Annotated in this window: 21 protein-coding genes and 2 pseudogenes; 12 read left to right on the plus strand and 11 right to left on the minus strand. The window is 59.3% G+C overall.

What is annotated here, in order from left to right; all coding sequences use genetic code 11:
- Positions 1-10: 10 nt before the first annotated feature.
- Genes HU719_RS06300 through HU719_RS06315 form a run of 4 tightly spaced genes read left to right on the plus strand, consistent with a single transcriptional unit; the run spans position 11 to position 3,400 of the window.
- A complete protein-coding gene (locus HU719_RS06300) occupies positions 11-1,801 on the plus strand; it encodes a hypothetical protein (RefSeq protein ID WP_186535492.1) in 1,791 nt (596 codons plus the stop codon).
- Positions 1,798-2,166, plus strand: a complete 369-nt coding sequence (locus HU719_RS06305; protein ID WP_186535484.1) for a hypothetical protein — start codon at positions 1,798-1,800, stop codon at positions 2,164-2,166. The genes HU719_RS06300 and HU719_RS06305 overlap by 4 nt, the downstream gene beginning before the upstream one ends.
- A gap of 59 nt (positions 2,167-2,225) precedes the next feature.
- The gene (locus HU719_RS06310; RefSeq protein WP_186535486.1) at positions 2,226-2,855 is read left to right on the plus strand and encodes a glycoside hydrolase family 19 protein; all 630 of its coding nucleotides are present in this window, start codon (positions 2,226-2,228) and stop codon (positions 2,853-2,855) included.
- Positions 2,852-3,400 (plus strand): DUF2514 domain-containing protein, encoded by a 549-nt coding sequence (locus HU719_RS06315; RefSeq protein ID WP_186535487.1) that lies wholly within the window; start codon positions 2,852-2,854, stop codon positions 3,398-3,400. Before HU719_RS06310 ends, HU719_RS06315 begins: the two co-directional genes overlap by 4 nt.
- 3 nt (positions 3,401-3,403) lie before the next feature.
- On the opposite strand, the gene HU719_RS06320 is transcribed toward HU719_RS06315, so the two are convergent.
- Positions 3,404-4,453, minus strand: a complete 1,050-nt coding sequence (locus tag HU719_RS06320; RefSeq protein WP_186535488.1) for a hypothetical protein — start codon at positions 4,451-4,453, stop codon at positions 3,404-3,406.
- Positions 4,454-4,613: 160 nt separating this feature from the next.
- Here HU719_RS06320 and HU719_RS06325 point away from each other — a divergent pair, with 160 nt between their 5' ends.
- Positions 4,614-4,823: a hypothetical protein gene (locus HU719_RS06325; protein WP_437179642.1), complete on the plus strand. Its 210-nt coding sequence runs from the start codon at positions 4,614-4,616 to the stop codon at positions 4,821-4,823.
- Here the strand turns inward: HU719_RS06325 and HU719_RS06330 are convergent.
- Positions 4,817-5,164 (minus strand): annotated as a pseudogene (locus HU719_RS06330) (SOS response-associated peptidase family protein); the annotation flags it as partial. The gene HU719_RS06325 and the pseudogene HU719_RS06330 sit on opposite strands and share 7 nt — an antisense overlap.
- Positions 5,165-5,251: 87 nt before the next feature.
- On the opposite strand from HU719_RS06330, the gene HU719_RS06335 reads away from it, so the two are divergent.
- The 4 genes and pseudogenes from HU719_RS06335 (at position 5,252) to HU719_RS23855 (ending at position 14,654) form a co-directional block, all read left to right on the plus strand.
- Complete coding sequence (locus tag HU719_RS06335; RefSeq protein WP_217843695.1) at positions 5,252-6,958, plus strand: ShlB/FhaC/HecB family hemolysin secretion/activation protein; 1,707 nt, start codon at positions 5,252-5,254, stop codon at positions 6,956-6,958.
- A 24-nt stretch (positions 6,959-6,982) separates the two neighbouring features.
- Positions 6,983-13,981 (plus strand): two-partner secretion domain-containing protein, encoded by a 6,999-nt coding sequence (locus tag HU719_RS06340; protein WP_217843696.1) that lies wholly within the window; start codon positions 6,983-6,985, stop codon positions 13,979-13,981.
- Positions 13,978-14,202 (plus strand): DUF4926 domain-containing protein, encoded by a 225-nt coding sequence (locus HU719_RS06345; protein WP_186536896.1) that lies wholly within the window; start codon positions 13,978-13,980, stop codon positions 14,200-14,202. The genes HU719_RS06340 and HU719_RS06345 overlap by 4 nt, the downstream gene beginning before the upstream one ends.
- A 147-nt stretch (positions 14,203-14,349) precedes the next feature.
- Positions 14,350-14,654 (plus strand): annotated as a pseudogene (locus HU719_RS23855) (hypothetical protein).
- Between the two features lie 463 nt (positions 14,655-15,117).
- On the opposite strand, the gene HU719_RS23560 reads toward HU719_RS23855, so the two are convergent.
- Complete coding sequence (locus HU719_RS23560) at positions 15,118-15,297, minus strand: hypothetical protein (RefSeq protein WP_225917116.1); 180 nt, start codon at positions 15,295-15,297, stop codon at positions 15,118-15,120.
- Positions 15,298-15,498: 201 nt separating this feature from the next.
- On the opposite strand from HU719_RS23560, the gene HU719_RS06355 reads away from it, so the two are divergent.
- Positions 15,499-16,215, plus strand: a complete 717-nt coding sequence (locus HU719_RS06355; protein WP_186536895.1) for a helix-turn-helix transcriptional regulator — start codon at positions 15,499-15,501, stop codon at positions 16,213-16,215.
- On the opposite strand, the gene HU719_RS06360 is transcribed toward HU719_RS06355, so the two are convergent.
- From HU719_RS06360 to HU719_RS06380, 5 genes are all read right to left on the minus strand, one after another.
- On the minus strand, positions 16,127-17,068 hold the full coding sequence (locus HU719_RS06360; protein ID WP_186536894.1) for a sterol desaturase family protein: 942 nt from the start codon (positions 17,066-17,068) through the stop codon (positions 16,127-16,129). The two genes, HU719_RS06355 and HU719_RS06360, sit on opposite strands and share 89 nt — an antisense overlap.
- A gap of 130 nt (positions 17,069-17,198) precedes the next feature.
- Positions 17,199-19,343 carry a TonB-dependent siderophore receptor gene (locus HU719_RS06365; protein WP_186536898.1) on the minus strand — a complete coding sequence of 715 codons (2,145 nt, stop codon included), beginning with the start codon at positions 19,341-19,343 and terminating at the stop codon, positions 17,199-17,201.
- Positions 19,344-19,799: 456 nt separating this feature from the next.
- The gene (locus tag HU719_RS06370; RefSeq protein WP_186536893.1) at positions 19,800-20,489 is read right to left on the minus strand and encodes a type 1 glutamine amidotransferase domain-containing protein; all 690 of its coding nucleotides are present in this window, start codon (positions 20,487-20,489) and stop codon (positions 19,800-19,802) included.
- A gap of 110 nt (positions 20,490-20,599) precedes the next feature.
- Positions 20,600-21,349, minus strand: a complete 750-nt coding sequence (locus HU719_RS06375) for a CPBP family intramembrane glutamic endopeptidase (protein WP_186536892.1) — start codon at positions 21,347-21,349, stop codon at positions 20,600-20,602.
- 13 nt (positions 21,350-21,362) lie between these two features.
- On the minus strand, positions 21,363-22,139 hold the full coding sequence (locus tag HU719_RS06380; protein ID WP_186536891.1) for a hypothetical protein: 777 nt from the start codon (positions 22,137-22,139) through the stop codon (positions 21,363-21,365).
- 541 nt (positions 22,140-22,680) lie between these two features.
- Here HU719_RS06380 and HU719_RS06385 point away from each other — a divergent pair.
- Both HU719_RS06385 and HU719_RS06390 read left to right on the plus strand, forming a co-directional pair.
- Positions 22,681-23,160 carry a hypothetical protein gene (locus HU719_RS06385; RefSeq protein WP_186517852.1) on the plus strand — a complete coding sequence of 160 codons (480 nt, stop codon included), beginning with the start codon at positions 22,681-22,683 and terminating at the stop codon, positions 23,158-23,160.
- A gap of 119 nt (positions 23,161-23,279) precedes the next feature.
- Positions 23,280-24,014: a hypothetical protein gene (locus HU719_RS06390; RefSeq protein WP_186536890.1), complete on the plus strand. Its 735-nt coding sequence runs from the start codon at positions 23,280-23,282 to the stop codon at positions 24,012-24,014.
- Positions 24,015-24,022: 8 nt separating this feature from the next.
- Here the strand turns inward: HU719_RS06390 and HU719_RS06395 are convergent, their stop codons facing one another.
- The 3 genes from HU719_RS06395 to HU719_RS06405 all read right to left on the minus strand — a co-directional run bounded on the left by HU719_RS06395 (position 24,023) and on the right by HU719_RS06405 (position 26,084).
- Complete coding sequence (locus tag HU719_RS06395; RefSeq protein ID WP_186536889.1) at positions 24,023-24,475, minus strand: PaaI family thioesterase; 453 nt, start codon at positions 24,473-24,475, stop codon at positions 24,023-24,025.
- 110 nt (positions 24,476-24,585) lie between these two features.
- Positions 24,586-25,401 carry a protein phosphatase 2C domain-containing protein gene (locus HU719_RS06400; RefSeq protein ID WP_186536888.1) on the minus strand — a complete coding sequence of 272 codons (816 nt, stop codon included), beginning with the start codon at positions 25,399-25,401 and terminating at the stop codon, positions 24,586-24,588.
- A 77-nt stretch (positions 25,402-25,478) separates the two neighbouring features.
- Positions 25,479-26,084, minus strand: coding sequence for a hypothetical protein (locus HU719_RS06405; RefSeq protein ID WP_186536887.1), 606 nt, complete (start codon positions 26,082-26,084; stop codon positions 25,479-25,481).
- Positions 26,085-26,115: the final 31 nt, after the last annotated feature.

A 26,115-nucleotide genomic window follows, 5' to 3' on the forward strand; every position in this document is an offset into this window, starting at 1 on the left:
GGAACAACACATGCCGTGGTACAGACAGGGCACGGTGGCGATTGCTGCCGGCCAGACGACGGTCGCCGGTACCGGGACCAATTTCGCACTTAACGCCCGCGTGGGTGATGCCTTTCTTGGGCCTGACGGGCGCTGGTATGAGGTCGCCAACATCACCAGTTCCACGGTGCTGAGCATCCTTCCAGCCTACCTGGGCGAGAACGTGGCCAGCGGCACCTACGCCATCACCCCGGTGCAGGGCTATGTAAAAGAATCGGCCGACCGCTTGCGAGCGGTGACGGACGGTTTGGGTGAGATCACTAAGGACGTGGAGGCTGCCAGTAAGTCGGCCGAGGCGGCAGAAGCGTCAGCTGGTGCGGCAAGCGATTCAGCCGACAAGGCCAGTGGCGACCGCGCTGCGGCTGAAAGTGCAGCAGAGGGCGCTCAGGCCTCTCGCATCGAAGCGAGTCAGCACGAGGAAGCAGCGGAGCAGGCCGCTGCCGAAGCGCTGAGCTATCGCGACTCCACTGGAGCTTTGGCCGACCGCGTCGAGGAGTCAGCAGAGGCTGCGCGCGTATCTGCTGAGGCAGCCGCCCAATCCGAGCACAACGTGTCGCACAAAGCGAACAGTGGAGCTAACAGCGATATTACCTCGCTGTCTGGGCTTACTACCCCTCTGTCGCTGGAGCAGGGCGGTACCGGCTATAAGACCGGTGTACCGATCATGAAAGGGGCTACGCAGACGACGGCGGGAGAAAAAGGGTTGGCGCCGGCACCAGGCCCTGGCGAGCCTAACCGTGTGCTACTGGCAAACGGGGAGTGGGGGCCAGGGGGAGCGGGGCGATTCTTTGGCGAGTTGGTGATGCTACCAAACCGACGTAATAGCCCGACCGGTGTGGTCAAAGCGGATGGGCAGTGGCTGAACAACGCGACAGCGCAATTTCCTGCGGTCGTCGCTGACTTGGGTAGCGCTACGCCGAGCGTCCCTGTGACAACCGCTGAAAATTGGGAGGTTGATCCGCTCAGCCGTGCCTGCTGGGTTTGGGACGCTGTTAACGACCGTATCCGGGTACCGGATTGGAACGGGATGCAGGGCGGCTCTCTCGGTCCGCTGATGTTCCGTGGTGACGGTACTCTAGGCTTTGCACCCGGCACGGTGCGGCAGGACCAGTTGGGCCCAATGATGTACGTCAACAGTACGCTTGCAACCGCCACGAATGCTTACATGCAGAACGTGGTCGCCGCTCCCTACGCAGCACTTCCACGTTTAGGTACTGCATCGTCCGCTCCAGTGTCTGGGACCTCAACGGGGGAGAAGTGGATTACTAACACCGGGTCCGAGACCTTCGGCAAACACGGTGTAGGCTCTTGGGGCGTGGTTCTGTTTGGCGCGATGAGCAATCCCGGTTCTGCTGATGCCGCTGCGCTAGCCACCAGCTATGCGGACCTCTCCGGTCGACTGAGCGCGCTGGAGAGCTCGTTCGGTTTCGCCTATCTGTATCCCAACGGCGGCACTGAGGCGGCGCCGGCAAACGTGGCGGTGAACTCACGCTACGAAATGGCGAATCCGTTCCCGGGTCATGAGGTGATTGTCGTAGCCGAGATCCTGATTGGCGGGAAATGGGGCGATGCCGGCTGGTTTTATTCCAGTGGTGGCTACGGCACTAAAGGTGCCCAGCTGGACCTCAACACGATTGTTGTCCAGACGGGTAATAGTCGGGTGGCCTACACATCGTTTGCGAGCGGTGACCCCTTCGGTCAGACAAACACCGCCCAAACATCGGTCCCGTGCCGGGTGAAAGTATGGAGAGCAAGAGCATGAGCGTTTACGCCGAAGTCGGCGGCAATTTCCAGCAGGTTGGTGGCACTTGTCCAGATGGGTGGGTCGAAATGTCCGGCCAGCGACCAGATGATGAAGACGCGCTGCTGTACACGGCCACCCAGGCCGGAGAGTGGGTGATCTCCGACGAAACCCTAGCTCGCATCGGCTCAGAACGTGAGGTGGCTTGGGTGGAGGAGGAAATGCCAGTAGCCGCTGAGCAGTTGATCATGCTTGAGGACGAAGACCCCGCTGCGCTGCCTGGTACCGCCCGGCAGTGGCGCGATTATCGAATTGCTTTGCGCGCCTGGAAGGACGGCGCCGCCGGCTATCCGCAGGCTGAACTGCGCCCCGTGCGGCCCGCCTGATCAGCACCTACGCACACCCAGCCGGCCATGAGCCGGTATTTTTTTGCCTGGAGAAACGCATGACGCCCATCACTGAGCAGCAGTTGCTGCAGATCCTTCCCAAAGCCCGCCCCGTTGCGGGTATTTTTCTGCCCGCGCTCAACCGCGCCGCGCTGCGCTGGAAGATCGATAGCCGGGTGCGTATGGCCGCATTCCTTGCGCAGGTCGGCCACGAATCAGGCCAGCTGCGCAACCTGGTGGAGAACCTGAACTACAGCGCCGAGGCGCTGGTGCGCACCTGGCCAAGCCGGTTCACTTCGCAGACCGCTGGCGCATACGCCCGCCAGCCGGAAAAGATTGCGAACCGCGTGTACGGCGGCCGTATGGGCAATGGCCCCGAATCCTCGGGCCACGGCTGGCGGTTCCGTGGCCGTGGGCTGATCCAGCTTACCGGCCGCGACAATTACCGCGCCGCCGGCCTGGCCCTAGGCTTGCCGCTGGAGGACCAGCCCGAGCTGCTCGAACAAGCCGAGTACGCCGCCCAGTCTGCCGCCTGGTGGTGGTCGAAGCGCGGCCTGAACGAGCTGGCCGACGCCGGACGCATTCAGGATATCGGCAGCATCATCAACACTGGCCAGCCTGGTCGGGTTCCGCACGGCGCCCCCGAGCGAAAGGCAATCTATGACCTGGCTTTGAAGGTGCTTGCGTGAGCGGCTGGGGCGTTCGCGTGATCGCGCTGCTGCTGGTCGTGGCGTCCTACTGGGGCGCATATGAGCATGGCCGGTCAGTCGAGCGGGCTACAGCGGAGACAGCGGCCGCGACCCGCGACAGCGGCGATCGATTGGCCGAGGTGTTGGGCGAGCGAGATGCCCGCCAGGAAGAACAACGACGCGCGGAAGCGCAGAACGATGCGAGGGCCGAAGCTCATGAACAACGTATTGTTGCAGATAACGCTGCTTTGGATGCTGCTGCTGCAGGCCAGCGGCTGCGTGATGAAGCCACCAAGCTTGCCGCCACCGTCGGTTGCCCCGGCCCGGATCCCTCCGTTGCCGCCCGAAGCCAAGCAGCCAGCCGCGCCGCCTTGGTGCTCTCCGACTTGCTCCAGCGGGCTGACCGTCGAGCGGGAGAACTGGCGGAGGCTTATGATAAAGCAAGAATAGCAGGGGTGTTGTGCGAGGCGGCCTACTATTCCTTGCGTAAATCAGGCCCATCTGAGAATTTAAACGTTGATGCCAAAATTCCCGCGAAGTTGTAGATGCTATTCCGAGATGTCAAGTTCGCTGGGGATGTTTTTTGATGAGCTCACATTGTAAGTGTAAACGTCGGAGTAAAGCTCGCCGCTAGCATCCTTACCTTTTATCTTGATTTCGAAGGAGAGGTGCTGTTTCTTTAAATTTGGTGTGATTTGTCTTGTGAATATAACTGTTTTTGTTTCTTGCGGATTTAATTCCGCTGACGTGCTTTTCCAGAAATTATCCGGCACGCTATATTTAACTCTGAGCGATCGCTCCTCTGCATCCCCCGCAGTGCTAACGCTAGATAATTTGTTGGCGCGTTCGTAGTAATCCCTATCAATTCCATTTTCACGAATTTCAATCCTCTGCGGGCTTTTTTCTGTGTTTGTGATCTGTATGGGGAAGTGAATATATCCCTTTTTCACGTATAGTGAATCGACGCTCACAGGGTATTTTTTTTCAAATATGGATTTCTGAGATATTAGATAGTTATCCGAATCAAAACTAGGGGTGAATCCCTGTTCGAGAAATTTGTGGTATCGAACGCTATAGTAAACTTTGTCTGGGCTGCCAGCTTTCCAGACTATAAAAAACAATAGCGATGTGATGCTTAGAGCCAGTGAAGCTGTTACTACTACTGGTCCCAAACTCGGCCATACATTCGCCTTTCCCCAGAAAGACCTTCCTGTGACATCTTCGGACTTTACTAATGGAAGCTTATTTTTGCTCAGCTTCGTTCTGCCACTTATGAATACGCTGAGTGAGATGCTCTCCCCAGGTGCGAGTCGATCGATCTTAATAGTGTTTTCAGTATGCGATGAGCCCGGCTGGCTTTGAGCCAAAATTTGACAGTGAGTCGTCTCGGGAAATATGACTTCGATTCCCTTCTCTTTGTCTTTTCCTCGGTTGAATACTGTTACGATGGCAGTGTAGCCGTTAACGGTCTTTTCATGACAATCAAGTACTTCGTCAACAGCCACGTATAGCTGTCTCACTCTAAATGCAGAGAGAAATTTATTAATAAAAAGTGTGATCATAAGCGTTACAATCGCCTTTAGTGCTATGTCAAACATTTGTCTGCCGTTTGTTTTATATGCTTCTGATTTGGCTGGGTAAGCTCACTGCCCGCATGAACTCTGCTATCATTTGCAACTGGCGAATCGAGCGTTCCCGATTCTAGTGAGCGGACACGTCTTTCAGTTTAACCGAAGCGATAAGCACGCGGATAGTTTGATGAAACGAAGCATCGAAGGGATGATCGAGGCGGGCGAGCCCCTGATTCAGGAGGCTATCGCCGCGCTTCGCCAGTACCACGAAGCGCAGGCCGCTGGCGTTGCGCCCGACCAGGTGGAGCGCCTCCGCTTAATCGCTGAGTCAGCCTACCAGGCCGTGACTGACTACCAGCTATATACGCTTGGCCACCAGTCGCTGAATCGTCACTGAATTGGCTCAATCAACTCTGGTCCCTGGTTTCGTACGTTGCCCACCGATTTGCCCACCGCGTACCACCTGAAGTCCGCAGCCGACCGACACCCGCTTTCCACGATCGCTGTGGCGCGTTCCAGTGACGTGGCTGGGTCCATCCATTCCCTAGCCACTTCAGGGGGCAGCACCAAGGGTTTGCGATCGTGAATGTCGACCAGCCCTAGGTCAACTGCAGCAGTGATAATCACGAACCCGTCCAGATCATCTGGCTCGATGCCTTGATGTGCTTTGACCAGCGCTGTGGCCCGAGCACCGATCCGGGCGGGACGCTTCCCCTTCGTCCAGAGCGGCGACCATCCTTAACTCGTATTTGTTTTTTGACGTCAGAATGACGACGATGTACATTGCGCGCCACTATTTGGCCACTACTCGTCTCTTTACTGTAAATGTCCTCCTTTCTCTGCAAAGCGTCGTTGCTCGGTATCCTGTTGAGCCTCACCCCACTGCGTATTGCTGTCGGTGCGCCAACGCCCGGTGAAACGGATCTGATTCGTGATCGCCAGGAGCGTCTGCTTGAAGAGCAACGCCGACGCTTGGAGGACCTCAAGGAACTACCGGGTTCTCCGTCTCAATCGCCAGATCACACGGCCCCCGCTGACGTCAGGTGTTTCCCTGTTCAAGAAATAGAGATCAAAGGCGCCGACAATCTATCGGAGCCTGAGCGCGACCGACTGTTGAGGCCATACATCAATCAATGCCTCGGTGTTTCGCAACTCAACGCATTGCTCAAGGCGATTACAGCCCGGTACATCGAGAGGGGCCTGGTCACGAGCCGGGCGTATCTGCCTCAGCAAAAGCTGACCACTGGACATTTACAGATTCTTGTCGTTGAGGGGCGACTGGAGCAGGTCAAAGTTGCCCCCGATAGCCATCTCTCGGATCGCGAGATTTCACTGGCTTTTCCGGGGCATGTCGGCGATTTGGTTAATCTGCGCGAGCTGGAGCAAATGGTCGACCAACTCAATCGCCTGCCTTCGAACAAGGCGAAAATGGAGCTCAAGCCGGGCAGGAATGTTGGCGGTAGTGAGGTCGAGGTCACCAATACCCCACAGAAACCTTGGCGTGCCGGGCTGACACGAAACAATGGCGGGCAGCGCAGCACTGGCGAACAGCAGATGGGCCTGACCTTCGACTGGGACAACCCGCTGGGGCTGGCCGACCAGTTGTCGTTGCGAGGCAACCACGATGCGATGACCGACCATCAACATACCTCGCGCAGCACGGCGCTTTACTACAACGTGCCCTGGGGATGGTGGAACTTCACCTACAGCCTGAGCCAGAGCGAGTACCGTTCGCAGATTCCGGTCAATGGCTACAACTTCAAGCAAACCGGTGATACCCAGACCCACGCCTTCCTGGCCGAGCGGGTCGTCCATCGTGATGCACTGAGCAAGACGTCCCTGAGTAGCGGCATTTCCTACCTGCGAACCAACAATTACATCGAAGACAGCAAGCTCACGTTCAGCAGCAATCGGATCAGCGAAGCGCAGTTCGGCATCAATCACGGCCGCCGTATCGGCAACGCGTTCGTCAACTTCGACCTGGGCATGCAGCAAGGTATTGGCCTGCTTGATGCTCAGGATAACGGCCATCCGCGTGCAGGTGAGCCGGTCGCGCGCTACCGCAAGTACAGCGCCACCGCGACCTACCAGCAACCTTTCGAGCTGTGGGGCGAGTCATTCAGTTTGACCAGCCTGATGACCGGCCAGCGCAGCGAAGATGTGCTGTTCAGCTCCCAGCGCACCAGCCTGGGTGGGCAGTCGTCGATCCGTGGGTACAAGGACCAGTCGCTGTCGGGAGACAGCGGCGGTTACTGGCGCACCGACCTGCGCTGGACCCGGCCGGTGTCGCTGGCATGGCTACGGCCGGTGATCGCCGAGTACGGCACCAGCCTTGGCTACGACCTGGGCGTGATTCGCGGCGATCAATACAACGCAGACCAGCATGGGCGCATGTCCAGCCATTCGCTGGAGCTGTTCGCCCGCGGTCAACACGTGGCCACCAGCGTGACATTCGCACGCTCACTCGAACGCCCCGATGCACTGACCGAGCGTGAAGCGCCGATTTATTTCCGCCTTGACCTGTTCTTCTGAACCAACTCTACCGAGATCTCCTGCATGGATGCCCGTTCTCATTTCCCGTTCGCACGCCTTTTGACTGCGGCCGAGCAACCCCGCGACCGATTCTGGGGTATCCCTACTCGGGCGCTCGCTTTCCTGTTGGCCAACGTCATGTTCTGGCAGCCCCTCTGGGCGCAGGCCGAGGGCATCGTCGTGGTGACGCCGGGCGTCAAGCTCGACCATTCGGCCAATGGCGTGCAGGTCATCAACATTGCCACGCCGAACGGCACAGGGCTGTCTCATAACGTCTTCCATGACTACAACGTCGGCACACAAGGGCTCATCCTCAACAACGGGTCGACGCAAACGTCCCATACGCAGTTGGGCGGCCATGTCATCGGCAACCCGAACTTGACCAAAAGCGGCTCGGCACAGGTCATCCTCAACGAAGTTATCGGCGGCAGCCCCAGCCAGCTCAAGGGCTACACCGAGGTGGCCGGGCAGTCTGCCCGGGTCATCGTCGCCAACCCCTACGGCATCACCTGCAGCGGCTGCGGCTTCATCAATACACCCCAGGCGACCTTGACCACGGGCAAGCCTGTGATCGGCAAGGGAGGGCGGCTGGAGCGCTTCCAGGTCGATGACGGTGCGGTCGCCATCGAGGGGGCTGGTCTGAACGCCAGCAACATCGACAGCGTCGAGATCATCACGCGGTCTGCGCAGATCAATGCCCAGATCCATGCGAAGAAGTTGACCATCGTCGCCGGGCGCAACGATGTCGATGCCAAGACCCTCGATGCGGTTGCCCGCGCGGATGACGGCAGCACCAAGCCGCAGTTGGCCATCGATGCCTCAGCGCTTGGCGGCATGTACGCAGGCGCCATCCGCCTGGTCGGCACCGAGGAAGGCGTCGGGGTCAAGACGGCGGGCGACCTGGTTGCCAGCGCGGGTGACATTCAGATCGACGCCAATGGCGAGGTAACGACCGCTCGCATATCGGCAAGTGGCAACCTCGACATCCAGGCCCAGGACATTACGCTCACCGACAGCGCCTATGCCGGCGGCAAGGCCAACGTGCAAGCACAAGACAAGCTGACCTTGGAGCAGGACAAAAGCCTGGCAGCCCGCGATGAAGTGCGCCTGGGCGGCCAGCACATCGTCAACCAAGGCAGCGTGCAAGCCGGTGTCAATGCCGACGGTAGCAGCAACATTCACGGCGCCCTTGAGATCAACGGCGGCGAGTTGACCAACCGCGGCAAGATTGTCGCCACTGACGCCCTCAGCACCGACCTGCAGTCGCTCGACAATACGGGCGCTCAGATAGCAGCAGGCCAGGCAACGATCAAGGCCGGTTCGCTGACGAACCTTGGCGGTGTGCTGCTCAGTCAGCAGGCGATGGAGATCACCGTTGAGCAGGCGCTGAACAACAGCGACGACGGTTTGATCCTGAGCAAGGCCGGCACCCTGACGGTACGGGCAGAGAGCCTGGACAACCAGGGCGGCACCTTGCAGGCCAGTAAAGCAGGCGTGGACGTCACGACCACCAAAGCGCTCGACAATACCCTCGGTAAAGTCATCGCCGGTAGCGGCCAACTCGACCTGAAAGCGGGTGAACTGATCAACCAGCAAGGCGTGCTGCAGGCCCAGGATGGGCCGCTCAAGGTAACGGCGGCTTCGCTCGACAACCGCAAGGGCACCGTCAATGGCCAGCAGATCGTCCTGGCCCTCGAAGGCGCCCTGAACAACGACGAGGGCTTGGTCGAAGCAGCGGACAGCCTAGAGATCAATGCAGGCTCAGCAAGCAACACCAAGGGGCAACTGCGGGCGCTGGGGAGCGATGGCAAGAGCCAATTCACCTTGGGCGGCCTGTTCAACAACGACGCCGGCCTTGTGGAAATCAACAACGCCAGTTTCGCTTTGAACAGCAAGGGGCTGAGCAACCAAGGTGGCGCTCTGCGCCATGCCGGCGATCAGGGTTTTGACGTCAGCCTCGCCGATGCCGGCCAGGCAGGTGGCAGTTTCATTACCAACGGCGCGCTCAGCCTGGAGGTTGACGACTGGACTAACACCAGCGTCCTACAGGCAAAAAAACTGACGCTCAAGGTTGGCAAACTGATTCAGACCGCCGACGGCAAGCTGCTTTCGGCTGAGTCGATCGAAGCCAGCGGCGGCAGTTGGGTCAATGACGGGCACATCGAAACCAATGGCTCGCTGGAGCTGATCCTGACCGGCACCTACAGCGGCGACGGCAGCCTGCTGAGCCAGGGCGGCATGACCATCAGCGCGACCAGCGCGAGATTCGGTGAACATGCCGAAGTTCGAAGCGCCGGCGAGGGCACCTACCACCTTGGCACCAGCCTGGTGAACGCCGGGCGCATCACCGCCGCCAACGACCTCGTACTGCAGGTCGACAACCTGACCAACACCGGCACCCTCGGGGCTGGCCAGCAGTTGAGCGTCGAGTCGCAAACGCTGCTCAACCAGGATGGCTTGATCTTCAGTGGCGCCGATATGCTGGTGCATACCGACAGCCTGACCAACCTGCGCGGCACCCTGTACAGCCTCGGCTCCCTGGACATCGCCAAGGACGCCAGCCAGCAGCGGGCAAGCCTGATCGAGAATATCTCCGGCACGCTGGAAAGCGCCGGCGACATGCGCCTGCTGGCCGACAGCCTGATCAACCGCAAGGAAGTGTTCAAAACCAGCCTGCAGCAGGTGTCAGGTTCGATCAGGCTGATGAATACTGACGACTGCAAAGGCGAACACTGTGAAGCCGACTACCGTGTGGTTGAGGTCTACGGTACCCAGATAACCGAAGACTCTGCGCGTGCAAATCTGGTCGCTGGTGGCTACCTCAGCTTCAGCGGCGAGTCTTTCGACAACCAATACAGCACCGTTTCAGCGGTGAACGACCTGTCCATCACCGCCAGCAACTTCTGGAACACGGGCGCCGGTGGTGGTGAGCAGCGTACCTCCGGTTATTACGTCTACACCAAAGACCGCAACGAGTACTACGGCTTCGTCGCCCGTATCCCCACCTACAACAATTATCACAACCCGGATTCGGCGAGTTACAAGCCCACCACGATGCCACTGAGTTCGATCAGGATCGGCGTGCGCACTGGCTACAGCGTCGTCCAGACATCAGGCGATGTTGCCACCCAGGCGGTGGTTCAGGCCGGCGGTGACGTCAGTATCACTGGCACCCAGACCCTCAGTAATGCGGTCGTCCGGCCGGGTGAAAGCATCACCCGCAGCCCAGACGTGAAGGTTGACACCGACGTCAGTCTGACTGAGAAGAACGTGTCGCACCTCAACAGTCAATTGCCGCCTGATCTTGCCCAGCAGGCGGTCGATCCAGTGAACCTGCCAGGCTTCGATTTACCGCAAGGGACTAACGGCCTGTTCCAGGTCAGCAATAACCCAAGCCACCCGTACTTGGTCGAAACCAACCCACGATTTGCTGACCTCAAGACCTTCCTAAGCTCCGACTATTTGCTCAACGCCCTGGGTTATGAGCCTGATCAGTCCATGCGTCGCCTGGGTGATGGGTTATACGAGCAGCGCCTGATCCGAGAAGCGGTGGTCGAGCGGACCGGCAAGCGTTTCCTGGAGGGGTTGACCAGCGACGAAGAGATGTTCCGCTACTTGATGGACAACTCCATCGCCAGCAAGGATGAGCTGAACCTCTCGCCGGGTGTCGGGCTGACGGCTGAACAGGTCGCCGCGCTGACCCATGACATCGTGTGGATGGAACCGCGCGAGGTGAATGGCCAGCAGGTGCTGGTGCCGGTGCTGTACCTGGCCCATGCCAATGATCGTTTGGCTCCTAATGGGGCATTGATCCAGGGGCAGGACGTTGCGCTGATAACCGGTGGTAATCTGAAGAACCAAGGGACGTTGAGGGCCAACAGAGACTTGCAGGCCGTGGCAGGCAATGCCCAGAACACCGGCTTGATGGAGGCTAACGAGCACTTGTCGCTGTTGGCGACTAAAAGTATTCGTAACGCCATGGGCGGGATCATCAAGGGTCAGGATGTCAGCGCCAACGCGCTCACTGGCAATCTGATCAATGAACGCACTATCGGTACGACCAAGGGCCAAAACGGTATTTTCAAGTGGAGCCTGAGCACGGCGGATAATGCGGCGCGTATAGAAGCGGGCAATAGCCTGGAACTTAATGCCGGACTAAACGTGCAGAACGTTGGTGGTGCACTGCAGGCCGGTGGCGATGCCAGCGTGACCGCCGGTGCCAGTTTGCTGATCGTCTCCGCCGAAGAGAAGGACAGCAGCAGCGCGGTATTCAAGAAATCGAGTTCCAGCTACAGCCGGGTCACCCAACATCGCAGTGATGTGCAAGTGGGTGGCAGCCTCACGGCCACTGCAGGTGGTGATCTCTCAGTACTCGCCAGCACCGTCACGGCTGGTAAAAATCTGGAACTTTCTGCCGGCGGTAACGTGAACGTCGCTTCAGCGGCCAACGAGCTACATACCGAGTATCACAGCAAGCGTCGAGGAAAGAAGGTAAATCAGCAAGACGATACAGTTCGTCAGCAATCATCTGTGATCGAGGCCGGGGGCGATCTATACGTCGACGCCGGCAATAATTTGAGTATTACCTCCAGTCATTTGAAGTCGGGTGGCGAGGCCTACCTGTACGCGGGGGAGGAGCTTTCGTTAGAGGCGGCGCGGGACAGCGACTACCACCTTTACGACTACAAGAAGAAGGGCAGCCTCGGTAGTAAGAAGACCCAGCGCGATGAAGTGACCGATATCAAGCACATTGGCAGCACCATCACTACGGGTGGTGACCTGACGCTTGTGAGTGAAGGCAGCCAGCTGTATCAGGCGGCAAAGCTCGACAGTGGCAATGACATCACGCTGGACAGCGGCGGCAGTATTACCTTCGAGGCAGTCAAGGATCTGCATCAGGAAAGTCACGAGAAGAGTAAAACCAGTTGGGCTTGGACTTCCGCTGAGGGCAAGGGCACGACGGATGAAACCCTGCACCAAAGCCGACTGATCGCTAAAGGTGATCTGGTGATTCAGGCAGTGGATGGCTTAAAGATTGATCTTAAGGAGGTCACCCAACAGTCCGTCAGTCAGACCATAGACGCGATGGTCAAGGTAGACCCTAGCTTAGCTTGGCTGAAGGAGATGGAACAGCGCAACGATGTCGATTGGCGAAGAGTGAAGGAGGTACACGACTCCTTCAAGTACAAACATTCTTCTCTGGGCGGGCCGGCCGCAATGATCATTGCGATCGTCGTCACCTACCTTACGTGGGGCGCTGGTTCTGGACTGGCTGGCCTTGCGCAAGGGACTTGGCAGGCCGCGGTAGCAGATACAATTACGAGTGCTGTCTTGTCGAATGCTGCCACTAGCACGATCAATAACCGCGGCGACTTGGGCGCTGTAGTTGAAGATGTTACTTCTCCAGAGGCTATTCGGGGCTATATCGTTGCAGGCATTACAGCTGGGCTTACAAAAGGGCTCTTTGATGGAATACTAAAAACAAATACGGACCCGCTCACCAAAGCTATTAAGGTTGACCTCACCAGCCTGGAAGGGATCGGCCGTTTTGCTGGCAACCAAATCTTGCAAAACGGAACATCTACGATCCTTGATCGCGCTCTAGGTGGAGATAGCTCGTTGAGCAGTATCTTGCGGAGCAGCGTCGCCAGTACTTTCGCTGCTGTCGGCTTCAATTGGGTGGGGGATCAGACCAGTCCCGATAAATGGGATCTGAAAGACGGTAGCGTCGCAAAAGTTGGCCTGCATGCCATCATGGGCGGTCTCGCGGCGGAGGCCGCTGGTGGTGATTTCAAAACCGGCGCCTTGGCTGCTGGCGTTAACGAACTGCTAGTCGACGCTCTAGCCAAGCAATACAGCGAGATGCCCAAGGAGGAAAGAGACAGGCTTTTGGTAATGAACTCCCAAGTAATAGGAGTTCTTACGGCCACAGTGCAAGGAGGAGACCCAGCCAGCCTACAGACTGGTGCGTGGGTCGCTGCAAACGCAACGTCCTATAACCGGCTGTTGCACGATGAGGAAAAGAAGTCCTTAACTCAAGAGGCTGAAGCGCTTGAAGTACAGTTTGGCAAGCCGTCCTCCGACCTGTCTTGGGAGGAGGTCCTGCTTCTTGCCGCTAGTGCTCAAATGGATGCAGTAGAGAATGCACGATTACAGGCTCTTCTGGCGAGTTATCCTCCGGGAAGCCCTGAGTTGCAGCATTTTGAAGAAGATTTGTTGACCGCGACAGCCAGCATTCAGCGTCTAGCCTCTCAAAACAAAGTCCTTACTTGGAGTGACAAAAAGGCGATAACCGCCAATGGGTCAGAGGTTTATGCATTCCAATCCACTACTGAGCAGTTCCTCGATCATGGGTTGTTTAACACAGACTCGCAGTGGTCTCAGAGCGGTGGTAACAATTGGGCCGATGATCAAAGTGTTATTCCTGATAGTTGGAGAGAGCAATTTGGTGAAAAAAATGCTGCTATTTATTTAAGAGAAATCGCTGGTGTTTCTAGCAGCCCTGCAGAGCTCGACGATCTGGTGCAAAGGGTGTCGATTGTACTGGGTGGGGGGGTTGGCAATGTCACATGGGATCTGGATGCCGCGCTTGCTCTTATAGGTGCCCCCGCTATACTAAGGGCTTTGTTGTCGAAAAGGCTTGCTGCGGCTGGCGTTGATGTTGCAGTGGTCGGTGCAAAAGAATTTGGAGGTGCAATTGATGCTGGTTTTGACACGTCTACCCTGCGGAGTAAATTGCAGGGATACCTCCTTGATGTAGGGCACCCTCAAAACCAAACCAAAGCCACTTGGTTTCAGCAGGCTCTTGGCTTTGACAAAAATAATTGGGAGGCGTTGGCTTCGCAGATTAAATTTAACGAAGCAAAGGCGGTGTTGACAAAGACAAATAAATATGGGCAAACATTTGAGCAGAAAATTCCTATTGTCGGGACTAATGGGCGAATCATTGAAGTTCCATTTGTGTTTTTGAAAGAAAGCTCAGGTAATGTTCGTTTTGTAACAGGGAAGCCGGCAAAAAAATGAACACATTTTGCGAAAATGATGTAGTTACTCTCCGGGAAGGAGTAGAGGCAAAAATAATTGATGGAGATGTTGTATTTATGCCCGAAGGGACTGAGGGCACCATTGTTATGGTGTATGGTCGCGCTGAACAGCCCTCGGCCTACGAGGTTGAATTTTTTATTTCGAAGCAAAACGATTTTGCTTTAGCAACGGTGGATGCAGGTTTGCTGTGTAAGGACTGATTGTTCCAAGCGGTGACGGACTATCAGCTAGACGCGCTGGGCCATCAGCTTCTGACGCGGTACTGACCTCTGGGGCCGCCAAGCGGTGCTGGCTGGGGTGCGCTTTAAAGGATCGAATTCTGGATATATGTACAGCACTGATGCCGGATGTATTATCTCCTTCGCCGATGTGAGCGCGGCGTTCCCATTCCGAACTATAAGCTTCGGCACGTCCGACCACTGCGTGTCGACGTGCATATTGAATATCGCAACAGCTCAGCCCGCGGGCGCCCGAGCATTGAGACGTGGGTGTTCAACCGACGCCAGGGCCAGGCGTGATTCCGAGGCTGCAAGATGCCTGAGTGGACAGCATGGCGCAGGGCGGGATGAACCTGACGGGTTTTGAAGAAGTCGACGGTGTGCTGTATGCGCAGGCGTGGTGGTGCGGGCAGACTGATGACCGGACTGGCTAAGGCCTGGCTGGCTGAGCTAAACGACCTTAGCGAACTGATCACCGATCCTGATGTACCGGCGGCGGTTCTTTGCGAGATGGCGGGCGCGGCTCCTCGACGGAGGAGGTCGACAGCGCGCAGCTATCAGAAGTGCTGGAATTTGCTGATTCGGCGCGGTTATGGGCGCTCACGGAGAACGAGAAGGGATGGGGCTTGGGATGGCGCTCGAGTACCCGGCGGATAAATTGCTGATGTCCGGTACCGGCAACGCGCCACCTAGCTGTTAGTGCTTGCGTAAAGGAAGGGAATGGTCGGCAGAGCGCCGGAGGAGTGATAGGAAATCTGCGTGAGATTTGCGTGACTCTTGGAAACCTTTGAAAACACCTATGAGCAGTCGATTGCAGCGAGCGCCGAGTTAAGTGCCGTGTTTACAGGGGTTCCATAATTACTGCACGCATGGGGTGCAAGGGGTCGAGTGTTCGAATCACTCCGTCCCGACCAAAATACTCCAAGAAATCCAGTCACTTAACGGTGACTGGATTTTTTTATGGGCGACCGTGCGCAAAATACGCGCAAAACCATCCGGCGTTTTCCCGATATCAAGGTCGGCTTCCACTTCTGACCACACCCCATCTCCGTGCCCCTTCAGGTAGTTTCTGGTCATGCTTTTGGTGGTGTGCCGGCGATTTTCTGTCCATCTTTCCCGGCCCGCTTGCACAAGTGGAGGGAGAGAGCGCACCCCTCATGGAACCCGGCATTTCTTCCTCGTTGATGCCGAGATAGCAGCCAGCGGCATCCCCATCCCACCCAATCGACTCCCAGATGCATAATGGCAGCGCGTTCACCGACCGCCTTCGGAGCCAACATGCTGCGTAATGAATCAAACGCCCCACCTAATCGTTCTCGCTGGAGCGGCGAGCTATGGCTGGGTAATTACTATGCTTTGTTCCATGGCGTGGCTGGGCATTCCAGTGTGCATCGTCACTATGCGCACCAAGGCATCAGCCTGCAGATACCTGGTGAAGCCAACCCCTGGACGTGGGTAGGTTCGCTGAATCCGCATCGTGTCGATGAGCCCAGCGTGAGTATGTTGGCGGTCTATGCCGAGCCCATGGTTTACAACCTAAGCGACCTTCAGGCGGTCGCTGGTTACAACCCAACAGCGCTATCAGCCCTGGCGCAGGCCATGCTGCACATTCCTCGTACTGAGGTGTCAGTACGTTTACAGCGGGCCTTGCAGCGAGTCGATGAACAGTTGGATGGCAAGATCAGCGCTGCTGATCTCGCGCATCAGGCACAGGTGTCGCAAAGCCACCTACACCGTTTGTTCAGCGCGCGGCTGGGCCTGTCCATACGCCGCATGGTGCTTTGGCGTCGCCTCCGGCGGGCGCTGTGTCTTGTCTTTGAGGGGCACTCGTTGACTCAAGCTGCGCATGGGGCCGGCTTCGCCGATTCAGCGCATCTGTCACGCACCCTGCGCAATATGTTCGGTATCAGCGGGCAGCAGGATCTTGGTCAGGTCCGTCTACGCGTGTTGCCATCCGATGATGGACCAAGTGCGGGGGTAACTGCGGGTCCTTGAGTGTCTTGTTCTTGGCTCTGAAAGGGTGAAGCAACTGGTCAAGGTAAGCATCGGGATAATCGGGTTGTGAGCCAATGCCTAAATCGTCAGGCTGCACTCTGGCATCTGGGTGTTTGAAAGCTGTACCGAAAAGGTGATCCCAGAAACTGAAGAACAGCGCAAAGTTCACGTCGCCGGCACGACCATATTTGATGTGGTGGTAGCGGTGTACCGGGGCCCAGGCGAACAATCGATTGAGCATTCCCACACGAATATCCACGTTGCTATGTTGCAGTAGCAGCTGAATACCGATCGCGAAGGCGAGAAGGCTGGCGATTGAAACAGGCAGCCCGATAAGAAGCAGGGGGCCAAGGCCAGCCAGCGCTTCCAAGGATTGGTGCAGAGGGTGCTTCATCAGGCCGTTGAATCCATACAGTCGCTTGGGGCTGTGATGAACGGCGTGGAGTCGCCACAGCAAGGCATAGCGATGGCTTGCCCGGTGCATCAGCGTGATGCCCAGGTCCGCCCAGCCGATCGCCAACAGCAGTTGCAAGAGCACTGGCCAATGGTGGGGCCAGACATCCAGTGTGGGCAGCACGACCGCAAGCCAAGGCAGCGCCATCAGGCTCAGGCCGTTGAGGCTTTCATTGATGAGCGCATGCAAAGTATCGCGTTGGCTGTCGCCTCGCGCTCTATTCCAGTCAGCTTCGAAAGGGCAATAGTGCTCGGCGGCGAAAGAGACCCCAATGGCGAGCCCCAACAGCGGTATCAGCGTCCACAAAGGCGCATTGAGCCAGTGGGTCATGCAACAAGCGACGCCGACAAAACCGGCGAAGAAAAGCGGGGCGTACGAAAGGCGAAATAGGGATGTCATGAGGGGCTCCTGGTTGCAGAGCCCCATGGTCAGGTGGCATGCCGTCTTGAAGCTTGAACAAATCGCTCCTTGACCGAGGTGAAGAGGCTGAGCCTCTTCACTGTGCTTGCCCAGCAACCCGCGCGGTAGATCACCAGGTGAAGTTCACCGAGGTCAGCAGCGTGCGCTCGTCACCGTAGTGGCAGGTAGAGAAACTGCACTGCGCATAGCGTTTGTCGGTCAGGTTGTTGGCGTTGACGGTCACATCCCAGTGCTCGTCGATCTGGTAGCGCGCCATGGCGTCGAACAGGGTATAGGCTGGCATGGCCGAATCCATGCCCGAGGCCTGGGTTGTGCCCATGTAGCGAGCACCGGCGCCCACGGTCAGCTGCGGGGTGCCCCAGTGGATGAAGTCGTAGCGGGTCCACAGGGCTGCCTGGTGGTAGGGCGTTTCGTCGGTACGTTGGCCCACTTCAGCGGCAATAGCGCTCTTGGTGGTGCGTGCGTCGGTATAGGCGTAGGTGGCGATCACGCTGAGTGCCTGGGTGACATCCGCCTTGGCTTCCAGCTCCAGGCCGCGGGAACGTACCTCGCCGGTTTGGCGGTACTCGTCGGTAATGGGGTCCTGCTTGAGCACGTCGGTCTGGGTCAGCTCGTAGACGGCTGCGCTCAGCAGCAGGTTGCTGTCCTTGGGCTGATAGCGTACGCCCACTTCGTATTGCTTACCTTCGGTGGGGGTGAAGGTCTGGCCGGTGACTTCGGCAACGGAAACCGGGAAGAACGATTCGCTGTAGCTGATATAGGGCGCCAAGCCGTTGTCCGCCAGGTACACCAGGCCCGCGCGCCAGGTGGTGGCTTCGTCGCTTTGGCTGGCCTTGGCGCCATTGCGATGCGCCGTCTGCTGCTGGTCAGCCCAGTCGTGGCGGCCACCCAGCTGCAAGACCCACTTGTCGTCGAACTTGATCTGGTCCTGGAAATAGACACCTTTCTGCAGCATATCGAGCTGCGAGCCACGGTCCAAGCTACGGTCTCTGACGACATTTACAGGCTGACCATAGTTGTAGCGACTCAGGTCCAGGTCGGTGGTTCTGCCTCGAAAGTTGTGGGAGTCGTAAGACGTGTCATAGCCGTCGAAACCAACCAGGAAGGTTTGCTCAACGCTGCCAAGCTGCCATTTCGATACGACATTGGTATCGCTGCCCAGGGTGCGGGCACGCTCCTGGCGATCACTGTATTGCCTTTGCAGAATGCCGGTGGTGGCCGCCTGATTGATCACTGCAGCGGTAACTGCCGGGTTGCCGGTCCTGACCTGCAGGTATCTCCACTTCACATCGGACTCGGAGTAACGCAACTTGTGGTTAACCGTGAAGTGCTCGTTGAAGTTGTGGGTAAATTCGTACCCTAGGGCCGACATCTCGCCATTCATGTCGTCGTAGTCTGGCTCGCCGATAAAGTCGTGGCGGCCGATCTTGAACGCGCCGTCACCCGCACCTTTGACCAACTGATAGGGCAGGGGCGCGGGGAAACGCGTATCGGTCTTCTGGTAGAAGGACAGCAGGGTCAGCGATGTGTCTTCGTCAGGGCGCCAGGTCAGCGCCGGGGCGATATAGAACTTGTCGTCGTTGAGATAATCCTGCTGGGTGTCGCTGTTGCGGCTGAGCAGGGTCAGGCGATAGCTCAGGGTGTCGCTACCGGCCAGTGGTCCGCTGAAATCGGCGGCGAGTTGCTTGCGGTCGTTGGAGCCCGCCTGCAGTTGCAACTGATGAAACGGCGTCTCGGTTGGGCGCTTGCTGACGCCGTTTACCATGCCGCCTGGCGAGAGCTGGCCATACAGCACCGAGGCCGCGCCGCGAATGACCTCCACGCGCTCCAGGCCATAAGGTTCCTGAATGCCGTCGTAGGAATTGTTTTGCAGGCGCAGGCCGTCGCGCAGCGAGCCGCCGGTGGCGGATTCGACCGAGAAGCCGCGGATGCGGAAGCGGTCTGCAGTGCGGTTGAAGGCGGTGGAGCTGGCGGTGAACCCTGGGGTGTAACTCAGCGCCTGGGCCATGGTTTCTGCCTGGCGGTCGCGCATCTCGTCGCTTGTCACCACCGACAGCGACTGGGGCGTCTCGATGATTGGCGTATCGGTCTTGGTAGCGCTCATGTTGCGTTTGGCGACATAGCCGACCACATGCTCGGTGGGCTGTTCGACGCTTTGCCCGGTAACGTTGGTGGCTTCGATTTCCACCGGCACAGTTGCGGGGGCCCGGTTGGCCTCAGCGGCATGCAGGCTGCCTGAGCCCAGGCTGGCCATGGCCAGCGCTAGTGCGGTAAGGCTGAAGGCGGGGCGTTGTGTGAAACGTTCGGGGCTTGGGTGTGTAACCTGGCGCATGACGAAGGAACATCCTTTGATCTTCTTGTGTGTGCGCAAGGCGGAGGACTTTCTGTGATCCTTCACGCTAGCGCGCCGTGGCAGTCAGCAGTAGCGCGCGAACTGTACATTTGAATGAGAAGGATTTGTACTAGCGCAATATTTATTGTTATCAGATGAATGCTGCCGACAAGATGTTCAATGCCTGGGTGTTTCCCCGGCAAAGCTGATTGCAGAAGTGGAATGAGCCCTGCCAGGTTGGCAGCGAAGAGGTCGACGGGTTGGCCGAAAAGCTGCAACGGACGTTGCGCGGGAATTGGATGTGGCAACTGTTTGCTACCGAGATCGAGCCGCTAGGCGGCCCGATCTCGGCATCATGGGCCTCTTTATCGAGGCCTGTTACGGCTCTTGGGCCAGGCGTCCGAGCAGCGCCTTGGCGGTGTCTTCAGACGAGGCCGGGTTCTGCCCGGTGATCAGGTGGCCATCTTCGACCACGTGGACAGCCCAGTCCGCTTCCTTGCTGTACACCCCACCGTTGGCCTTGAGCATATCTTCGACCAGAAACGGCACCACTTGCGTCAGGCCCACGGCCTCTTCCTCGGTATTGGTGAACCCGGTAACGCGCTTGCCTTGGACCACCGGATGGCCTTCGGGGGCATGCACGTTTTTCAGCACCCCTGGCGCGTGGCAAACCGCTGCAATGGGCTTGTTGGCCGCGTAGAACGCTTCGAGCAAGGTGATGGAATGCTTGTCCTCGGCCAGGTCCCACAGTGGGCCGTGGCCGCCTGGGTAGAACACGGCATCGAAATCGTAGGGGTCGATTTGCGCCAGGGGCAGGGTGTTGGCGAGTGCGTTTTGCGCGGCGGGGTCGGAGCGGAAGCGGTCGGTGGCGTCGGTCTGGGCGTCCGGCTCGTCACTCTTTGGGTCCAGCGGCGGCTGGCCGCCCTTGGGCGAGGCGAGGGTGACTTTGGCATTGGCGTCGATGAACGCGAAATAAGGCGCTGCAAACTCCTCGAGCCAGAACCCGGTTTTCTTGCCGGTATCGCCGAGTCGGTCGTGGGAAGTCAGCACCATCAGGATTTTGTTCATGCGGGTCGGTCCTCCTAGTGTTTCAATGCAGCGCGATTCGCGCTGCATTGTTGTGGGAGGGCGCCACGGCGCGGATGTTCCATCGGCTGCGTGTAACTTTTGCCGGTAGCTCAGCCCATGTAGGCATTGAGCACATAGCCGAGCAACGCCAGCACCTCGGCGCACGCATGAATCAGTACCGGCACCAGCAAGCCACCGCTCGCGATGCGTGCCACGGCCAGCACGAAGCCGACCGCCACCAGCGCCATCATGGTGATCGCCTGCTCGTACTGGGTGTGAATGGCGGCAAACAACACGGTGCTCAGCACGATGCTCAGCCATTTCCATACGGTACTGCGCTCCCACGGCAGCAAACGCATGAGGAAGTGGCGGAACAGCAGCTCTTCGGCCAATGGCGGGAAGATCACCAGGCTGATGCACAGCAGTACGATCTGGCTGCGATCGAGGCCATCGAAGAAGGTCAGCATGAAGCTTTCGTCGGGGATATCGAACAGCGCCATCACCACCCCACACAGCACGTAGACCGCCGTGGTGGCCAGCAGCCCGTTGCGCAGGGGCCGTTGCAGCGTGTGCCCGGCAAAGGCGCGAGTAAAGCCCTGGCGACGATTTTGCAGGTAGTACAGCAGCAGTAATCCAACGCCGGCGTAGGCGATGCCGTTGAGCAGTTGCTGGTTGCTGAATTGCGCGTTGCCGCTGAGGGCGCCGGCCTGCACCGCAGCCAGCAGATTGCCCAGCACGTAGAGGCCGACTGCCAAGACGAACATGCCAAGGCGTTTGAACAAGTTGTAGGGCGATTGCGTGGAGCACGGTGGGGCAACGGCGTGCACGGAGGGGGCCTTGCAGGGCAGTGGTGTGGTCATTGTATGGTTCCGATCAATGGGCGGCGCGGCGCTTGCGCAACAGGGTCGCCAGCGCCACCGTCAGGGCGACGGCCAGAGCAACGGCGAGGGGGATGGTGAGCGCGATACCGGTGCTTTCGAGCATCCCCGCCACGGTCAGGTAGAACGCGATCACGCCGACGGCGCCGATGGCGTTGCCCCGAATCATCATCGCCATGCCGGGGCGCCCGTTTTGTAGTTGGGCGAAAACCACCAGCGGCCACGCGATGACTGGGATCGGCGCCAGAATGCCGCTGGCGGCAGGCCCCAACCAGCTGGCGAGGCTGGTTGTGACCATCAGCAGGGTAGTAGCGGCGACCATGCGCAGGGGGATTTCCCAGTAGCGGTGGCGCGGTGTGGCCAGGGCGTCGGGGCCAGGCTCGCGGCCGGTGGCGCGGATCAGCACGACAATCAGCAGCAGGGCCACGGCAACCGACAGGTACGGGCTGCCCCAATGGGTAAAGGCATACCCGGCCACGGCGTAGAACATCAGTGACAGCAGCGCCGCGCCAGCAATCCCGAGACGGCGGGTGGCATATAGATAGCAGGTGTAGGTGGCCTGCACGGCCGCGAGGCCGCCGAGTGCGCCGGGAACAGCGCCAAGGGCGAAGCCGTTGCCCTGTTCCAGGCACAGAAAAGTCATGACCAGCGCCGAGGTAATCGGCAACCCTGATAGCAGCCCACCCAGTAAACCGCCCCAACGGCGCGAGGCGAGGGACACCGCCCACATCAATAAAGGGGTGACGACGAGCTTGAGGTAGAGCAGGGTCATTGCGGGACGATCCGTGTTGAGGTGGCGCGGGGGCTGGCATCTTGCAGGAGCAAGCATGGGTGGGCGAGCGCGGTGGGTCAAGCGGCGCGCAGGCTCTGGATCTTGATCTGGCTTCTAAGCGCGCGATAGCTCCCACGGAGGCTGTGCTCAACCGCAACATTGCTGGTTGGACCCAATCCTGTGGGAAACGATAGAGAGTTGTGGCGAGCGGGCTTGTCCCGCGTTGGGCTGCGCAGCAGTCCTGAAAACCCAAGGGTAATCCTCAGGGCTGCTACGCAGCCCAACGCGGGACAAGCCCGCTCGCCACAAAGAGATATGTCAGGCGAGAGGAGGCTTGTACAAAACCATGGAATCTCCCAAAGAGCCCTTTTGCAGCCGCGATATTGAGGTTTGACGCAGATTCCTGTGGAAGCTGGCAACAGCCCGCGACAAGGGCCGCCGGGGCCGCCACCCTGGGGACCCCGTCCGCCACCGCGATCAACCCTTGGCGTTTCGCCCCCGCCGTGCTCTGATGAGTTATCCCTACCCGAGGAGTGTGCACATGGAACAGGCCCGTCATTTCCCACGGAACCCATCGACGCTCGGCACGATACTGCTCACGTCCTACGACCATTTTGCCCACGAGAACATCATCGCCCGCCCGCGTGCCGAAGAGGCCCTGCAGCATGGCAGCAAGATCGCCGCCTCGGTCGAGGATGCGGCCCGCCATCTGCACACCCTGACGCTGCTGCTGTCCGACGCCCCCGAAGAACCCCTGCTACGCGCCAGCGCCGCGCAGAAGGGCTCTGTGCTCGGCCTGGTGGCGCTGGGCTATCTCATCACCCACGCCCCGTTTGCAGCCACCGCGCGGGAGATCGTGCGCAAAGGTGAGGGGGTGATCCTGCTCAACATCACCGCAGACGGCGAGGACTTCATCCCCCATACGGCGCTGTTCGAAACCTGGGACGACTACCAGGTGTACCTGCAACCGATCCTCGCAGCAGGGGACTTCGCGGCCGAGCACCACACCATCTTCTCCTGATCCACCCCGGCATCAGCATCCATGGCAGAGCGGGGAAAGCTTGCCCCCGCCTGCCGTTCTTGGCACCCTTTGCCAGCCATTACGTTTCAATCACCGCCAGACAAACAAGGAACCCCAAGGTGAGCTGGGAAAAAGTCGGGAAAGCCCTCGTTGCTTTGTTGGTCGTCGCGGCCAGCGCTGGCGTGGTCTACGGGCTGTCGAGCAAGGACGACCGCCTGCAAGCGCGCCTCACCTACACCCATCTGACTTACCCTGGGCAGTTCAACGAGCGCATCAGCCAGGCCAATGACTTGCTCAAGTACGAGCGTCTGCAGGCCCGTATCGGCGATATCGGCGGCGCTGCCCTTGACCACGGCCAGCTCGAAAAACTGGTCGAACTGGCCCAGGCGCCCTACCTGCAACTGTTCGCCAGGCCGTTCGAAGCCGGGCTTGTGGATCACCGCACAGGGCTCTTGATCGAGCTGGTCAACCCTCGCCAGGCGCCGGTGACAGCCGTGCAGATCCGCCTGCCGGCCAAAGGCTTGGTACAGGTGCGCGACGATACCGGCAATGACACGCTGATCCAGGCGCCAGTCAACAGCGTCGAGATTCCAGCCATTGCCGCGGCAGGCACTGCGCGGGTGTGGGTGTACTTCGACGCGGACTACTCACAGATCCGCCAGGGCGGCATCGGTATTCACGATGCAAACGGCAATGCGGATATCCAGGTCTATCGCGAGGTGGTGGGCCTGCCGGCGTGGGCTGCGCGCTACAGCCGTGAATTGGTAGCGCTACTGGTAGTGCTGGCACTGGCTGTGCTCGGCCTGGGTTATCGCAGCCTGGGGCGACGCCAGGCTGTGCACCTGCCGCGCTAGAGCATTGTTCAACTGCGCGGCGTCATGACCCCCTCGCGCGGCATGCGAACGATCTTGTAACAGGCCTTGCCAGTAGCCAGCAGATTGCCCGCTTCATCGAGCAGCATGCCGCTGGTGTAGCGCCGGTCCTTGAGTTTCTTGGTGACCTTGCCCACGCCTGCGATATGCCCTGGAAATGCCGGGCGCAGCAACTGTGTTTCGATCCGCACCACCAAGCCCACATCGTGCGCCCCAAGCGCTGCAAAGACCGCCGAGCCCATGCAGTCATCCAGCATGGCACCGAGCATGCCGCCTTGAATGCACTCAAGTGGGGTAGTCAGGGCTTTGGAGGCATGGAAACGCACTCTGACCTGGTTCTTTTCCCGCTCATAGAGAATGAACTCCCAGCCCAGCAGTGACGATGCATGGGGGCAGGCATGCTCACCCTCGGCAATCTTCCAGAACAGCGTTGCGTCTTCCATTGCCAGGTCCTTGGTAGGGAAGCTGTTATTACGCGGGTGAAAGGGCACTCCGTCTACTGGCAATAATGATAGGCGTTCTTGCTACTGGCTGCCTAAGTGCTGCGAACTTCTCAGCCCACCCGCAACCATATCGCCGAAGCGTCATCACTCATCTTGAACCGTGGGTAGCGCACACAGGCTGCGTCTTGCTGTTCGATATCGCGCAGGGTGCGGGCCAGGTCATCCAGGCCGCAGGCCAGCAAGCGCTCGACGAAACCCGCCGGGTCAAAGGCCTGGTAGGTGTCGAACAGCGCCGCAAAACCGTCGCTCATCAGCAGCACATCATCGCCAAGCGCAACCGCCACGCGGCTATAGAGCGTGCCTGAACGTGCCAACTGTGGGTCAACCCCAAGGACCGCCCGAGGCCGCTCGCGGGCTGCGCGGCGGTCGGCCAGTACGGCGGGTGTGCGGACCCCGTAGGCGCCGGTGCCGGGGCCCAGTGCCGCAGCTTCGGCACGTTCTGCCTGGCGGTCTGGCTCCGGGGTGAGGAAGGCGATACCGCTGGCGCTGCGGTGCAGTACCACGCAGTCGGCCAAGTGCGCGCAGACCAACTGCTGGTCTTCCAGCGCCACAGCGGCAAAGGCTGCACGCGGAAGTTCCCAGGCTGCCAGTGGCTCGCGCTGACGGTCGCGGGCAAAGTCCTCGGCCAGGCGCTCGAACACGCTGTCGCACATACTCGGCAAAGGCCCGGATGCGCCGCTGAAGGCGCGTTGTGCAGCGCTGGCCAGCCAGGCAGCGCCGCCGCGTGCGCCGAGCAGGCCGGGTTCGCCCAGGTCGGTGGCGCCGTCAATCACCCAGGCATGGTGTTCGCCACAGCCGATGCGGTCGTCATTGGGCACATCGCGCTTGCCGGCCAGGCTCAGGCTCTGGATCAGGTCGAAATGCATGTCGCTCTCCGTGTCAGGGGGGCTGGTGTCCAGCACGAAGGGTCGACCTTGAACGTTACGCTGGCGCGCGTCAAACCCTACGGCTGCGGCGCTCTGTCCCAGCAGTCCGGGTCTTTTGCGCAAACGCCGTAGTGGCGGTCCATCAGCGCCATGCGTTGCAGGTGTGCGTCGATGATCGGGCGGTCCAGTTCGGAGTCGATGATGTAGCGCGAGTAGCGCTCGATCAGGCGGTTCTTCCAGGCGCGGCTGCTGGCCGGGTCGAGGTCGCCGGGGGCTTCGGCGAGCCGCTCCAGGGTCAGGTCGTCAGCGCGGTTGAGCTGGTCGATGAAGGTGCTGATGTAGCGCTGGCGCTGGGCCTCTTTGTGCTGCGCAGCATCGGCGTTGAACGCATCGAGGTTGTCCTTCCACGTCGCCCAGTAGGCATCCGGCAAGTCGAGGCTGCGCTCGGCACGGTGCTTGGCGACGATCTGCGCGTTGCTTTGGCGCGGTGCTGGCTGGCTGGTCTGGGTGTACAGCGGGTCTTGGGCCAGAATGCGTGCGATCCAGGCCTGGCGAGCTTCGCTCAGGGGCAGGCGTGGGCCTAGCGCGGGTGTAGCTTCAGCTTGAGGGTTGGTGGTGCTGCAGCCAACGGCCAGCAGGGCTAGCAGCAGCGTCAGGATGGCGGGCAGGGTGCGGCGCAACATGGTTCATCCTTGAAATGTCAGAAACGGAGGC

This window comes from Pseudomonas farsensis, assembly GCF_014268805.2.
GTDB classification, from domain to species: domain Bacteria; phylum Pseudomonadota; class Gammaproteobacteria; order Pseudomonadales; family Pseudomonadaceae; genus Aquipseudomonas; species Aquipseudomonas farsensis.

Coding starts and splice junctions, on each gene's coding strand:
- HU719_RS06300 (WP_186535492.1), top strand. CDS start 11: ATGCCGTGGTACAGACAGGGCACGGTGGCGATTGCTGCCGGCCAGACG.
- HU719_RS06305 (WP_186535484.1), top strand. CDS start 1,798: ATGAGCGTTTACGCCGAAGTCGGCGGCAATTTCCAGCAGGTTGGTGGC.
- HU719_RS06310 (WP_186535486.1), top strand. CDS start 2,226: ATGACGCCCATCACTGAGCAGCAGTTGCTGCAGATCCTTCCCAAAGCC.
- HU719_RS06320 (WP_186535488.1), bottom strand. CDS start 4,453: ATGTTTGACATAGCACTAAAGGCGATTGTAACGCTTATGATCACACTT.
- HU719_RS06325 (WP_437179642.1), top strand. CDS start 4,614: ATGAAACGAAGCATCGAAGGGATGATCGAGGCGGGCGAGCCCCTGATT.
- HU719_RS06335 (WP_217843695.1), top strand. CDS start 5,252: ATGTCCTCCTTTCTCTGCAAAGCGTCGTTGCTCGGTATCCTGTTGAGC.
- HU719_RS06340 (WP_217843696.1), top strand. CDS start 6,983: ATGGATGCCCGTTCTCATTTCCCGTTCGCACGCCTTTTGACTGCGGCC.
- HU719_RS06345 (WP_186536896.1), top strand. CDS start 13,978: ATGAACACATTTTGCGAAAATGATGTAGTTACTCTCCGGGAAGGAGTA.
- HU719_RS23560 (WP_225917116.1), bottom strand. CDS start 15,297: ATGACCAGAAACTACCTGAAGGGGCACGGAGATGGGGTGTGGTCAGAA.
- HU719_RS06355 (WP_186536895.1), top strand. CDS start 15,499: ATGCTGCGTAATGAATCAAACGCCCCACCTAATCGTTCTCGCTGGAGC.
- HU719_RS06360 (WP_186536894.1), bottom strand. CDS start 17,068: ATGACATCCCTATTTCGCCTTTCGTACGCCCCGCTTTTCTTCGCCGGT.
- HU719_RS06365 (WP_186536898.1), bottom strand. CDS start 19,343: ATGGCCAGCCTGGGCTCAGGCAGCCTGCATGCCGCTGAGGCCAACCGG.
- HU719_RS06370 (WP_186536893.1), bottom strand. CDS start 20,489: ATGAACAAAATCCTGATGGTGCTGACTTCCCACGACCGACTCGGCGAT.
- HU719_RS06375 (WP_186536892.1), bottom strand. CDS start 21,349: ATGACCACACCACTGCCCTGCAAGGCCCCCTCCGTGCACGCCGTTGCC.
- HU719_RS06380 (WP_186536891.1), bottom strand. CDS start 22,139: ATGACCCTGCTCTACCTCAAGCTCGTCGTCACCCCTTTATTGATGTGG.
- HU719_RS06385 (WP_186517852.1), top strand. CDS start 22,681: ATGGAACAGGCCCGTCATTTCCCACGGAACCCATCGACGCTCGGCACG.
- HU719_RS06395 (WP_186536889.1), bottom strand. CDS start 24,475: ATGGAAGACGCAACGCTGTTCTGGAAGATTGCCGAGGGTGAGCATGCC.
- HU719_RS06400 (WP_186536888.1), bottom strand. CDS start 25,401: ATGCATTTCGACCTGATCCAGAGCCTGAGCCTGGCCGGCAAGCGCGAT.
- HU719_RS06405 (WP_186536887.1), bottom strand. CDS start 26,084: ATGTTGCGCCGCACCCTGCCCGCCATCCTGACGCTGCTGCTAGCCCTG.